The following is a 12,931-nucleotide window of genomic DNA, read 5'->3' on the forward strand; positions in this document are numbered from 1 at the left end:
ACTCCGCTCCCCACGCTGACTGCCAGGTGTCTCACGACCATGCTGACAGCCAGCGCCCGACGTTAATAAGTACTCACAGGCGCGTCAGCGCAACTAGTTCATAGATATACTAAAAGCGGAGGCGGCGGGCGCTGGGCCTGCCACCCGCTCGCGATAGGGTTCCCCCCATGACCGATGACGTAGCGCCGGTGCCTCTCGAGGTGCCCGAGAGCCTCGACTTCTGGTCGTTCATCGAACTCGCGAACAGGCGTCTGAGCACCGAATACGGTTCGACGCACGAACTCGCCACCCAGGTGCTCCTGACGTTGAACCGCGCGTCGAACGTGGTGACGTACGACCTGGAGTCGTCGATCCACCGACCGCGCGGGCTGTCGTGGTCAGCGTTCCGGCTGATGTTCGTCACGTGGCTGGCGGGTCCGGTCGAGTCGAAGACTGCCGCCAAGCTCACCGGCATGAGCCGGGCCGCCGTGTCGAATCTGACGAAAACGCTGGTCAGTGGGGGTCTGATGGAGCGGTCCCCTGATGAGCGGGACGGCCGGTCGGTCCAGTTGTCGCTCACCGAGAAGGGCCGCAGCGAGATCGGCGAGATCTACCGTGAGCAGAACGAGCGCGAACACGCCTGGGCGAGCGTCCTCACCGAGCCGGAGCAGCGCATTCTCGTCATGCTGCTCGACAAGCTGATCACCAACCGCAGTCAGTTCGACGTCCGCGGCCGCAACTGACCCTGCTGTGCCTCCGGAAAATCTGTCCTTGCCATCACGCCCTCAATTTAGTTAATGTGTTTACTACTACGGACACGCACTTCTAGGGAGGCCGGTCATGGCGTTCTATCGGCACGTGGGCAACATTCCGCCCAAGCGGCACACGCAGCACCGTGACGGCAACGGTCAGCTCTACTTCGAGGAGTTGATGGGAGAAGAGGGCTTCTCCTCCGACTCCTCGCTGCTCTACCACCGCCACATCCCGTCGGCGATCGTCGACGCCACGGTGTGGGAGTTGCCCGACCAGAGCACCACCCCCAATCACCCGCTCAAGCCGCGCCACCTGAAGTTGCACGACCTCTTTCCGGAGACGGTCTGGGCCGACACGGACGTGGTCACCGGACGCCGGCTGATCCTCGGTAACGCCGACGTCCGTATCTCCTACGTGGTCGCCGCCAAGGAGTCGCCGCTGTACCGCAACGCGATCGGCGACGAGATGGTGTACGTCGAATCCGGTGCCGCCACCGTCGAAACCGTGTTCGGCTCGCTCGAGGCGAAGCAGGGCGACTACGTACTGATTCCGATGTCGACCACGCACCGCTGGATCCCGCAGGGCCCGGAACCGTTGCGCGCCTATGCAATGGAGGCCAACAGCCACATCGTCCCGCCGAAGCGGTACCTGTCGCGGTTCGGTCAGCTGCTCGAAAACGCGCCCTACTGCGAGCGCGACCTGCACGGACCGTCCGACACGCTGCAGTCCGAGGGCACGGACGTCGAGGTGCTCGTCAAGCACCGGACGTCGCACGGGATCGTCGGCACGCGAATGGTGTACCCGCAGCATCCCTTCGACGTCGTGGGCTGGGACGGGTGCCTGTACCCGTACACGTTCAACATCTCCGACTACGAACCGATCACCGGGCGTGTGCACCAGCCGCCGCCGGCGCATCAGGCGTTCGAGGGCAACAACTTCGTCATCTGCAACTTCGTGCCCCGCAAGGTCGACTACCATCCGCTGTCGATTCCGGTGCCGTACTACCACTCGAACGTCGACTCCGACGAGATCATGTTCTACGTCGGCGGCGACTACGAGGCGCGCAAGGGTTCCGGCATCGGGCAGGGGTCCATCTCGATCCACCCCGGCGGCCACGCGCACGGACCGCAGCCGGGCGCGTACGAACGCAGCATCGGGGCCGAATTCTTCGACGAACTCGCCGTCATGGTCGACACGTTCCGTCCGCTCGAACTCGGCGAGGGCGCACTGGCCTGCGAGGACTCGGGCTACGCGTGGACCTGGGCAGGACGGGGGCCGAAGCAGTGATCCCCGCCCTCTTCTCCGGTCTCTGCGACGACGCCGCCCTGTTTCCGCCCGGAAACGCGCCGCTACCGGACGCTCTGCCCGCGCACACCAGGCATCTGTCGGCGCCGTACGGAGACCTCGTCGGCCCCTTCGTGTTCCCCGTCGCCCGGCTGGACGAACTGACAGCCGGCGCGATCGAGCTGAGCCTGACACTGCCCGGTGGCCCCGCAACCCTCGAACCCGCACTCGACCGCCTCGCGCAGATCGACGGTGCCACCGCCGTCGCGCTCGAGATCGCGCCGACCGCCGAACAGACGGCCGCGGAGTTCTTCGCCGCGCTGGACGCCGCGGCAGACCTGACCTCCGGCTGTGAGGTGTTCGTCGAGGTTCCGCGCGGCGAGCGCCGGGCCGACTTCCTCGCCGCACTCGTCGGCCGCCCGTTCGCGGCGAAGTTCCGCACGGGAGGCGTTGTCGCCGAGGCATACCCGGACGAGAGCGAACTCGCGTCGGCTGTGCGCGCCGCCGTCACGACGCGCGTCCCGTTCAAGGCCACCGCCGGACTGCACCACGCCGTCCGCAACACCGATCCGCGCACCGGTTTCGAGCAGCACGGTTTCCTCAACGTGCTTCTCGCCACCCGGCACGCACTCGACGGCGCCGACACCGACCGGGTGGCCTCGACCCTCGCGGAGCGTGACGGCACCCGGATCGCCCGCGAACTGAGTGACCTCCCCGCAGACGCCGTCGGCGCCGTCCGCACCGCCTTCCGATCCTTCGGCACGTGCAGCATCCTCGAGCCCCTCGAGGATCTCGTCGCACTGCACCTGGTGCCGTCGTCCGCCCTCTCCGATGAACACGCTTCCGCCGATGAAGGAGCCCACGCATGACCGTCCTCGACATTCCCGCCGATTCGCTGTTCGGGTTGGAGAACCTGCCGTACGGCGTGTTCTCGATCGCGGACTCGGCCCCCCGGGTCGGTGTGCGGGTGGGGGATTCCGTGGTGGATCTCGCCGCCACCCTGGGTGACGACGTCTTCGCGCAGCCCACCCTCAACGCGTTCATGGCGCAGGGGCCTGCCCGCTGGAGCGAGGTTCGCCGGCAGATCACCGAACTCGTCCAGGGCGACGTCGCCGACACCGCGGTGTTCGCGGTCGAGGACGTGACGATGCACCTGCCGGTGGCCATCGCCGACTACGTCGACTTCTACGCGTCCGAGAATCACGCCACCAACCTCGGACGGTTGTTCCGCCCCGACTCCGAACCGCTGATGCCCAACTGGAAGCATCTGCCGGTCGGATACCACGGGCGGTCGAGCACCGTCATCGTGTCGGGCACCGACGTGGTCCGGCCGTGCGGGCAGCGCAAGGCCCCGAATCAGGACGCCCCCGACTTCGGGCCGTCCCGGCGCCTCGACATCGAGGCCGAGATGGGCTTCCTCGTCGGCGTCCCGACGAAGCTGGGGGAGACCATCACGCCGGATCGGTTCGCGGACCACGTGTTCGGCGCGGTCGTCGTGAACGACTGGTCCGCCCGCGACATCCAGGCCTGGGAGTACGTTCCGCTCGGCCCGTTCCTCGGGAAGAGTTTCGCGACGTCCATCTCCCCGTGGGTGGTGCCGCTGGCGGCCCTCGAGGCGGCCCGCATCGACACCCCGATCCAGGATCCGCAGCCGCTGCCGTACCTGCGCGGCGAGGAGAAGTGGGGTCTGGACATCGACCTGGCCGTCGAGTGGAACGGGCACGTCGTGTCGCGGCCGCCGTACGCGCAGATGTACTGGTCGCCGGCGCAGATGCTCGCGCACACCACGGTCAACGGCGCCGCCGCCAGCACGGGTGACCTGTTCGCGTCGGGCACCATCTCCGGACCCGAAAAGGACCAGCGCGGCGCGTTCATCGAACTGACGTGGGGTGGGCAGGAACCGGTCGTCGTGGGGGACGAGAAGCGCACGTTCCTCGAGGACGGCGACGAGATCGCCATCTCCGCCACCGCACCGGGCCCCAACGGCACCCGCATCGGCTTCGGTGAGGTGCGGGCCCGCATTGCTCCCCCTGTGAGTACTTCTTAACCGCCGGCGGTTAAGAAGTACTCACGGGTGGTAGGCAGTAGTCATGACCGAGAACTTCGTCGAGACCACTGCCTTGCCGGACACCGGCGTCGCGTTCCTCACCCTGAACCGCCCCGAGCAGCGCAATCCGCTGTCGTCCGAGGCCATGCGGGACGTCACCGCAGCGCTTCGGAAGCTGGGCGACGACGACACCACCCGCGTCGTCGTCATCAGGGCTGCAGGACCGGTGTTCTCCGCGGGTCACGACCTGAAGGAGATGATCGGCCGCACACTCGAGGACGAGCAGACCATCTTCGACACTTGCGTCGAGATGATGCAGGCCGTGCAGGAGATTCCGCAGCCGGTCATCGCGTCCGTCCAGGGTGCGGCGGTCGCGGCGGGCTGTCAGCTCGCCGCGTCGTGCGACCTTGTCGTCGCGTCGTCGAACGCCGTGTTCGGGACGCCGGGCGTGAAGATCGGACTGTTCTGCTCCACGCCGATGGTGGCGCTGAGCCGCGCGATCGGACGCAAGCGCGCACTGCAGATGCTGCTCACCGGCGAGACGATCGATGCGGAGACCGCGGCGGACTGGGGTCTGGTGAACCTGGTGGTCGCACCGGAGGACCTCGACGCACAGACCCGGGCGCTCGCCGCGAAGATCACGAAGGCCAGCCCGCTCACCGTGAAGATCGGCAAGCAGGCGTTCTACCGCCAGATCGACCTTCCCCAGGGCGAGGCGTATCAGGCGATGGCCGAGACGATGGCGACCAACGCCGTCACCTGCGACGCCCAGGAGGGCATGCAGGCGTTCGTCGAGAAGCGCACCCCGCAGTGGCAGGGAAAATAGCCCTCCGCGACAGGCCCTGCCTGCATTGCGTGGTGTAGCGAACCGGCGAAAGATCAGGGGTGCAGTGGCTGCGGCCGCGGGCCGTCGGCGCCCGCCGACGGTGGACCGCGACAGGCCGGCCACCGAGAATGTTCTCACTGCGGGGCGACGGTCCCGCGGGAGGTGACATCGATGTTCATCCAAATCATTCAAGGAAAGGTGTCGGACGAGGCCGGCCTCGTCCGGTGCATGGACCGCTGGACCGAGGACGTGCGTCCGGGGGCGACGGGCTTCCTCGGATGCACCCAGGGATTGTGCGACGACGGAACGTTCATCGCGCTGGCGCGATTCGAATCGGCAGAGGCCGCCCGGCTCAACAGTGAGCGCCCCGAGCAGAGCGCCTGGTGGGCGGAGACCGAGCGGTGCTTCGACGGCCCGGTGTCCTTCATGGACTGCCCCGAGGTGGCCGAGTGGATGGGCGGCGGTTCGGACGACGCGACGTTCGTGCAGGTCATGGAGGGCCACACGACGGACGCGCACCGGATGCGGGAGTTGCTGGACGAGTCCGCCGACCGGGTGCACGAGCTGCGGCCGGAGATCCTCGGTGGAACGCTGTGCACGTACGGCGACGGCGGGTACGTCGAGGCGGTGTACTTCACGTCCGAAGCGGAGGCCCGTTCCCACGAGAAGATGGAGATTCCGGACGACCTGAGGTCGTTGTTCGAGGAGGAGGGCCGGCTGACCGACGACGTGACGTACTACGACATGCATTCGCCGATGCTGGTGTCGGCTGGGAGGTAGCCCGAAACCTCCGGCAAGGTAGTTGGACGTCCTATAACCTTCGTGCATGAGTCTGGATGCGCGCACCGATACCGTCGACGGAGTGCTGCGGCGCTCGGCCGCCAAGTTCCCCGACCGCAGGGCGTTGTCGTTCGAGGACCGCACGTGGACGTACCGGGAACTCGACGACGCGGTCAGCCGCGCCGCCGCCTACCTGCAGTCGCTGGGACTGTCGGCCGGTGAGCGCGTCGCCGCGTACGGCACCAACTCGGACGCGTACACGATCGGTTTTCTGGCCTGCGCGCGTGCGGGTCTCGTGCACGTCCCCGTCAACTATGCGCTCAAGGGCGAAGAGCTGACCTACCTGGTGTCGCAGTCCGGGAGCGCCGCGGTGCTGGTCGATCCGGCGCTGCGGGGCACCCTCGACTCGATTCGGGACGGGCTGGACCTGCGTCACGTGGTGCCGTTGCGTGACGCCGAGGATTCCCTGCTCGCCCACAGCGGCTCCGGCGACGTGCCCGCCGTGGCCGTGCCGGTCGCGTCCACCGACCTGGCGCAACTGCTGTACACGTCGGGGACGACGTCGAAGCCGAAGGGCGCCATGATGACTCACGCTGGACTCGTGCACGAGTACGTGTCCTCCGTGATCGCCCTCGCGCTGGACGACGGTGACAATCCGCTGATCTGCATGCCGCTGTACCACTCGGCGGGCATGCACGTGTTCATGATGCCGTATCTGTCGGTGGGTGCCTCGGTGCATCTGATGCAGACCCCCGACATCCCGGAGATCCTGCGTCGCATCGAGGCGGATCGCATCGGCTCGCTGTTCCTCGCGCCGACGGTGTGGGTGCCGCTCGCCACACATCCCGATCTCGCGACCCGCGACCTGTCGTCGCTGAAGAAGGCGCAGTACGGTGCGTCGATCATGCCGGTGACGGTGCTGAACCGGCTGCGCGAACGCTACCCCGACCTCGGCTTCTACAACTGCTTCGGACAGTCCGAGATCGGGCCGCTCGCCACGGTGCTGCAGCCCGCCGAGCACGAGGAGAGGCCGTCGTCGTGCGGCAAGGCGGTGTTCTTCGTCGAGACCCGGGTGGTGGATCCGGACGGCAACGACGTTCCGGACGGCACGCCGGGCGAGGTGCTCTACCGCTCGCCCCAGCTGTGCCTGGGGTACTGGGACAATCCCGACGCCACCGCGGAGGCGTTCCGCGACGGCTGGTTCCACTCCGGTGATCTGGTGACGCGGGACGCGGAGGGGTACATCACCGTCGTCGACCGCATCAAGGACGTCATCAACACCGGCGGCATCCTGGTGGCGTCGCGGGAGGTCGAGGACGCCGTCTACACACACCCGGACGTGGCGGAGGTGGCCGTCATCGGGACGCCGGACGAGAAGTGGATCGAGGCGATCACCGCGGTGGTGGTGCTGCGGGAGGACGCGTCCGGCGTGACCCCGGACGGCTTGATCGCGCACGTCAAAGAGCGCATCGCGCCGTTCAAGGTGCCCAAGCAGGTGGTGTTCGTGGACGAACTGCCCCGCAACCAGAGCGGAAAGCTGCTCAAGCGGGAACTGCGGGCGACACTCTGACTACTACTTCTTGGTGGACGCCCGCTCGATCAGCTCGACCGGGAGCTTCACCGATTCCACGTCGTTGCCCGCGATGAGCGACAGGAGGTGACGCACCCCCGTCGCGCCGATCAGGCGGGCGGGTGACCGGACGGTCGTCAGCGGCACCGGCAACTGGGCGACCACCGGAATGTCGTTGTACCCGACCAGTGCGAGGTCGTCGGGGATCCGCAACCCGAGGTCGCGGGCGACGCCGAGGACGCCGATCGCGATGGTGTCGCTGACGGTGAAGATCGCCTCGGGGCGCGAATCCGACTCGAGGAGAACGGTGGCGGCGGCGACACCGCCGGACACGTCGAAGTCGGAGCGGACCACGCGATCCGGCCGGAGTTCGATGCCGTTCTCGGCCAGCGCGTCCCGGAATCCGGCGAGCCGATCGCGGGAGGTGCTCGCATGGTCGGGGCCGGCGATGGCGGCGATCTCGGTGAACCCGCGGTCGAGGAGGTGGCGTCCGGCGAGGTAGCCGCCCCGGTGGTCGTCGCCGGACACGAACGGCAGACCGACATCGGCGTGCCGATTGAGCTGCAGCATCGGCAGCGACCCCACCGACAGTGAGTCGACGAACTCGCGTCCGGGACTGTGCAGGCTGCTGAGCAGCAGGCCGTCGACCTGCCTGCTGACGAGAAACTCGATGGCGCGGCGCTGGGCGTCGAGGTCGTCGGGTGGGCTCGACAGCAGCACGGAGTAGCCGGCTTGCGTGGCCGTCTCCTCGATGCCCTGGAACATGGTCGCGACCACCCCGTCGGTGAGTCGCGGCATGACGACGCCGAGGGTGGTGGTCTTTCGGGTGCGCAGGCTCGCGGCCCACAGGTTGGGCTGGTAGCCGAGTTCCACCGCCACCTCGCGGACCCGCAGCGCGGCGTCGGACCAGCCGTCGGCGGGTTCGGGTTGCCGGAGCACCCGCGACGCCGTCGACACGTGGACGCCGGCACGTTCGGCGATCTCGCGGAGTGTCGGCGGACGCCCGGACGTGCGGGTCGGGCGATCCGGCAGGTTCACGGGCAATCCTCGCGCTCGGGGTCGGGGACCCGGCGGCCTCGTGGTTGACGTCCGCCGGAACGCGACTTAGTCTACGTGACGAAATCGTTCGTGCAATCGTTCTCGCGAACGTTTGCACATCAGCCCCACCGGCCCCGTGGAGGAACACATGTCCGACTCGCAGACCCTGTCCCAGCTGTTCGCCCTCGACTCGCTGCTCGACACCGAGGAGATCGCGATCCGCGACACCGTGCGCCGATTCGCGGACGAGAAGATCCGGCCCCACATCGGCGAATGGTTCGAAGCGGCGGCGCTGCCGGTGCGTGAACTGGCGGAAGGGCTGGGCGAACTCGGTGTGCTCGGCATGCACCTCGAGGGATACGGCTGCGCCGGCATGAGCGCCACCGCCTACGGCCTGGCCTGCCTCGAACTCGAGGCCGTCGACTCCGGAATCCGCAGCCTCGTGTCCGTGCAGGGCTCGCTGGCCATGTACGCGATCCACCACTACGGCAGCGAGGACCAGAAGCAGGAATGGCTGCCGCGCATGGCCGCGGGCAAGGCGATCGGCTGCTTCGGCCTGACCGAACCCGACTTCGGCTCCAACCCCGCAGGGATGCGCACCAACGCCAAGCGGGACGGTGACGACTGGATCCTCAACGGCACCAAGATGTGGATCACCAACGGATCCGTCGCCGACGTCGCCGTCGTGTGGGCGCGCACCGACGACGGCATCCGCGGATTCGTCGTGCCCACCGACACCCCCGGCTTCTCGGCGCCCGAGATCAAGCACAAGATGTCGCTGCGCGCGTCCGTCACCTCGGAGCTCGTGCTCGAGGACGTCCGGCTGCCCGAAACCGCGATGCTGCCGGAGGCCAAGGGACTGTCCGGCCCGCTGGGCTGCCTCAACGAGGCCCGGTTCGGCATCATCTTCGGTGCGATGGGCGCCGCCCGCGACTGCCTCGAATCCGCCATCTCCTACGCGCAGGACCGTCAGGTGTTCGACAAGTCGCTCGCCGCCTACCAGATCACTCAGGTGAAGATCGCCGACATGGCCCTCGAGGTCGGCAAGGGCCACCTGCTGGCCTACCACCTCGGACGTCTGAAGGACCGCGGCGAGGCCCGCCCCGAGCAGGTCAGCACGGGCAAGCTGAACAACGTCCGCGAGGCCATCGCCATCGCCCGCGAGTGCCGGACCATCCTCGGCGCCAACGGAATCACGTTGGAGTACCCCGTGATCCGTCACGCCAACAACCTCGAGTCGGTGCTGACCTACGAGGGAACGTCCGAGGTGCACCAGCTGGTGATCGGCCGTGCGCTGACGGGCGAGGCAGCGTTCCGGTGAGCGGGTCGCTCGAATCTGCCCGGACTGCTTCGCTGGAGGGCCTGCTGATCGCCGACTTCGGTCGGGTGCTCGCCGGGCCGTACGCCACGATGCTGCTCGCCGATCTCGGCGCCGAGGTCGTGAAGATCGAGCGTGCCGGCGTCGGTGACGACACGCGGCAGTGGGGTCCGCCGTGGGTGGGCGACGAGTCCACCTACTTCCAGTCCGTCAACCGCAACAAGCGGTCCTTCGCGTGGGACCTGCGCGACCCCGTCGACCTGGAACAGGCGCGGGAACTGGCGGCCCGGGCCGACGTGGTGGTGGAGAACTTCCTGCCCGGCACGATGGACCGGCTCGGACTCGGCTACGACGCCGTGCGGGAGATCAATCCGGACGTCGTGTACTGCTCCGTGACGGGGTTCGGCGGCCAGAACAACCTCCCCGGATACGACCTGCTCATCCAGGCCGTCGGCGGGTTGATGAGCATCACCGGTCCGGAACCCGGCGTTCCGACGAAGGTCGGGGTGGCCGTCGTCGACGTCATCACGGGGCTGCACGCCGCGGTCGGGATTCTGGCGGCGCTGCGGCACCGCGACCGGAGCGGGGAGGGGCAGCGGGTCGAGGTGAACCTGCTGTCGTCGCTGCTGTCCGCCCTGGCGAACCAGACCTCGGGGTATGTGGGCGCCGGCGTCGTCCCGCAGGCGATGGGCAACCGGCACCCCAGCATCGCGCCGTACGAGGTGTTCCAGACCGGCGACCGTCCGCTGGTGCTCGCGGTGGGGAACAACCGTCAGTTCGCCTCTCTCGTCGAGGTTCTCGGTGTTCCCGAACTCGCCGGCGACGAGCGGTACGCGACCAACACGCAACGGGTGGCGCACCGCGAGCAACTGGTCCGGGACATCACCGACGCACTGTCCGCGGACTCCGCGGACGTGTGGTTCGAGAAGCTGACCGAGGAGGGTGTCCCGTGCGGGCCACTCAACGACATCGCCGACGCGGTGGCGCTCGCCGAGCGGCTCGGGCTGAATCCGGTGGTCGAGATCGACGACCCGCGAAGGGACCGGCCGGTGCGGCAGATGGCGAACCCGATCCGGCTCAGCGCCACCCCGGCGAGCTACCGCAGCGCCCCGCCCCGGCTCGGCGAGGACACCCCAGCCGTGAGTACTTGTTAACCGCCCGCGGTTAACAAGTACTCACGGGGGCTCTTTCCTAAGGGACTGTTAGGAAGGCTCCGCGGCCCTTCCGTATCGATGTGACGTGACCCACTGTGGTGTGAACGCAGAGATCCAGGGCATCGAGAGGAGTCCCGCGTGAGCACCACATCGACGGGTGAGCGCCGAGTCATCGGCAATGTTTTGAAGGGTTCGGTCGGCAACCTGATCGAATGGTACGACTGGTACGTCTACGCGGCGTTCAGCGTGTATTTCGCGAAGGAGTTCTTCCCCGAGGGCGACACCACCGCGCAGTTGCTGTCCACGGCAGCCGTTTTCGCGGTCGGGTTCCTCATGCGTCCGATCGGCGGCTGGATCATGGGCCGGTACGCGGACCGCCGCGGCCGCCGGTCGGCGCTCACCCTGTCGGTGACGGTGATGGCGGCGGGATCGCTCGTCATCGCCGTCACGCCGTCCTATGCGAGCATCGGGCTCGTGGCGCCGGTGCTGCTGGTGATCGCCCGGATGCTGCAGGGACTGTCGGTCGGCGGCGAGTACGCCACCAGCGCCACGTACCTGGCCGAGGTCGCCTCGCCGGGCAGGCGCGGGTTCTACTCGAGCTTCCAGTACGTCACGCTCGTCGCCGGGCAGCTGATCGCGCTGGGCGTGCAGATCATCCTGCAGCTGACATTGCCCGCGGAGGCCATGCAGTCGTGGGGCTGGCGGATCCCGTTCGTTATCGGCGCCGCCGGTGCCGTCGCGGTGATGTGGCTGCGTCGCACGATGGACGAGTCGGAGGCGTTCACCGAAGAGGTGGAGGCCACGCGCGAAGACGACGCGCCGGCGAGTGGGCCGAAGGAGGGGTCGCTGCGGATGCTGCTGCAGTACCCCCGCGAATGCCTGCTGGTCTGCGCCCTGACGCTCGGTGGGTGCGTGGCGTTCTACACGTACACCACGTACATGCAGAAGTACATGATCAACACGTCCGGCATCTCCAAGGACACGGTGGCGTGGATCAACTTCGCGGCCCTGCTGGTGTTCATCGTGTTGCAGCCGATCGGCGGCGCACTGTCCGACCGCATCGGCCGCCGGAAGCTGCTCATCTTCTTCGGCGTCGGCGGAACCGTCCTCACCGTGCCGCTGATGACCGTGCTCGGGAAGACGACGAATCCGCTGGTCGCGTTCGCGCTGATGATGCTGGGACTGATCGTCGTCACCGGATACACGTCAGTGAACGCGATCGTGAAGACCGAGCTGTTCCCGACCAAGGTCCGTGCGCTCGGTGTCGGCCTGCCGTACGCCCTCACGTTGGCGATCTTCGGCGGAACCGTCGAGACCGTCGCCCTCGCCCTGAAGCGGGCAGGCCACGAATCGCTATTCTTCTACTACGTGACCGGGTGCATCGCCATCTCGCTCGTCGTCTACGTCTTCATGCGTGAGACTTCGAACGGTTCGCCCCTCGACCGGACGTCCAGCCGGGAGGACACCCCGGACGACGACGTCGAGTTGGTCGACTCGCGGAGCTGATCGAAGGGAAGTGACGTGCAGATCGCGGTGGTCGAGGACGACGACGGAGTCGGCGACGCACTCGTGGAGGCGCTGGGAACCCACGGCCACGAGGCGGTGCGCATGCGCCGCGGTTCCGATCTCCTTCTGGGCCATCGCGGTATGGACGCGGTGATCCTGGACCTCGGTCTCCCCGACGCGGACGGCCTGCAGGTGCTCCGGCAGCTGCGGGCCGTCAGCGACGTTCCGGTGGTGATCCTCACGGCCCGCGACGACGAACGATCGGTGGTGCGGGGGCTGCGCGGCGGGGCGGACGACTACCTCGTCAAGCCGGCGCGGCTCGCGGAACTGCTGGCCCGGCTCGACGTCGTGACCCAGCGCCGCCGGGCGACCGGACCTTCATCTGCGCAGACGGTCACCAAAGGCGATGTGGTGGTCGATCTGGCCGCCCGCGAAGTGGAGGTCGGCGGCGCTCCGGTGGCGTTGACGGCCAAGGAGTTCGAGCTCCTCGAGGTGCTCGTCACCCGCCCCGGCGCCGCCGTGAGCCGCCAGCAGTTGATGGACGCCGTGTGGGGCGACGCATACGTGGCCATCTCCCGCACCCTCGACGTGCACATGACGGGGCTGCGCGCGAAACTGGGCCGCCCCGGCCTCATCTCGACCATCCGCGGGTACGGCTACCGCTGGGGTACCTGAC

General features: G+C 67.9%; 12 protein-coding genes. 11 read left to right on the forward strand and 1 reads right to left on the reverse strand.

Annotated elements, in window-relative coordinates:
- Positions 1–167 precede the first annotated feature (167 nt).
- The 7 genes from P3H15_RS21395 to P3H15_RS21425 all read left to right on the forward strand — a co-directional run bounded on the left by P3H15_RS21395 (position 168) and on the right by P3H15_RS21425 (position 7,239).
- Positions 168–722, forward strand: coding sequence for a MarR family winged helix-turn-helix transcriptional regulator (locus P3H15_RS21395; protein ID WP_276139099.1), 555 nt, complete (start codon positions 168–170; stop codon positions 720–722).
- Between the two features lie 97 nt (positions 723–819).
- The gene (locus tag P3H15_RS21400) at positions 820–2,019 is read left to right on the forward strand and encodes a homogentisate 1,2-dioxygenase (RefSeq protein ID WP_276139100.1); all 1,200 of its coding nucleotides are present in this window, start codon (positions 820–822) and stop codon (positions 2,017–2,019) included.
- A complete protein-coding gene (locus P3H15_RS21405) occupies positions 2,016–2,885 on the forward strand; it encodes a hypothetical protein (protein ID WP_276139189.1) in 870 nt (289 codons plus the stop codon). Before P3H15_RS21400 ends, P3H15_RS21405 begins: the two co-directional genes overlap by 4 nt.
- A complete protein-coding gene (gene fahA / locus P3H15_RS21410; protein WP_276139101.1) occupies positions 2,882–4,063 on the forward strand; it encodes a fumarylacetoacetase in 1,182 nt (393 codons plus the stop codon). Before P3H15_RS21405 ends, fahA begins: the two co-directional genes overlap by 4 nt.
- 43 nt (positions 4,064–4,106) lie before the next feature.
- Complete coding sequence (locus P3H15_RS21415; protein ID WP_276139102.1) at positions 4,107–4,889, forward strand: enoyl-CoA hydratase; 783 nt, start codon at positions 4,107–4,109, stop codon at positions 4,887–4,889.
- Positions 4,890–5,060: 171 nt separating this feature from the next.
- Positions 5,061–5,669 carry a hypothetical protein gene (locus P3H15_RS21420; protein WP_276139103.1) on the forward strand — a complete coding sequence of 203 codons (609 nt, stop codon included), beginning with the start codon at positions 5,061–5,063 and terminating at the stop codon, positions 5,667–5,669.
- Positions 5,670–5,715: 46 nt separating this feature from the next.
- A complete protein-coding gene (locus tag P3H15_RS21425) occupies positions 5,716–7,239 on the forward strand; it encodes an acyl-CoA synthetase (protein WP_276139104.1) in 1,524 nt (507 codons plus the stop codon).
- 3 nt (positions 7,240–7,242) lie between these two features.
- Here the strand turns inward: P3H15_RS21425 and P3H15_RS21430 are convergent, their stop codons facing one another.
- On the reverse strand, positions 7,243–8,277 hold the full coding sequence (locus tag P3H15_RS21430) for a LacI family DNA-binding transcriptional regulator (RefSeq protein ID WP_276139105.1): 1,035 nt from the start codon (positions 8,275–8,277) through the stop codon (positions 7,243–7,245).
- 148 nt (positions 8,278–8,425) lie between these two features.
- Between P3H15_RS21430 and P3H15_RS21435 the strand changes: the two genes are divergently transcribed.
- From P3H15_RS21435 to P3H15_RS21450, 4 genes are all read left to right on the forward strand, one after another.
- A complete protein-coding gene (locus P3H15_RS21435) occupies positions 8,426–9,598 on the forward strand; it encodes an acyl-CoA dehydrogenase family protein (protein ID WP_276139106.1) in 1,173 nt (390 codons plus the stop codon).
- Positions 9,595–10,749 (forward strand): CaiB/BaiF CoA-transferase family protein, encoded by a 1,155-nt coding sequence (locus P3H15_RS21440; protein ID WP_276139107.1) that lies wholly within the window; start codon positions 9,595–9,597, stop codon positions 10,747–10,749. Before P3H15_RS21435 ends, P3H15_RS21440 begins: the two co-directional genes overlap by 4 nt.
- A 138-nt stretch (positions 10,750–10,887) precedes the next feature.
- Positions 10,888–12,255, forward strand: a complete 1,368-nt coding sequence (locus P3H15_RS21445) for an MFS transporter (protein WP_276139108.1) — start codon at positions 10,888–10,890, stop codon at positions 12,253–12,255.
- Between the two features lie 15 nt (positions 12,256–12,270).
- Positions 12,271–12,930: a response regulator transcription factor gene (locus P3H15_RS21450; protein WP_276139109.1), complete on the forward strand. Its 660-nt coding sequence runs from the start codon at positions 12,271–12,273 to the stop codon at positions 12,928–12,930.
- Position 12,931: the final 1 nt, after the last annotated feature.

Source organism: Rhodococcus sp. T2V, from assembly GCF_029269925.1.
GTDB lineage: Bacteria > Actinomycetota > Actinomycetes > Mycobacteriales > Mycobacteriaceae > Rhodococcus_F > Rhodococcus_F koreensis.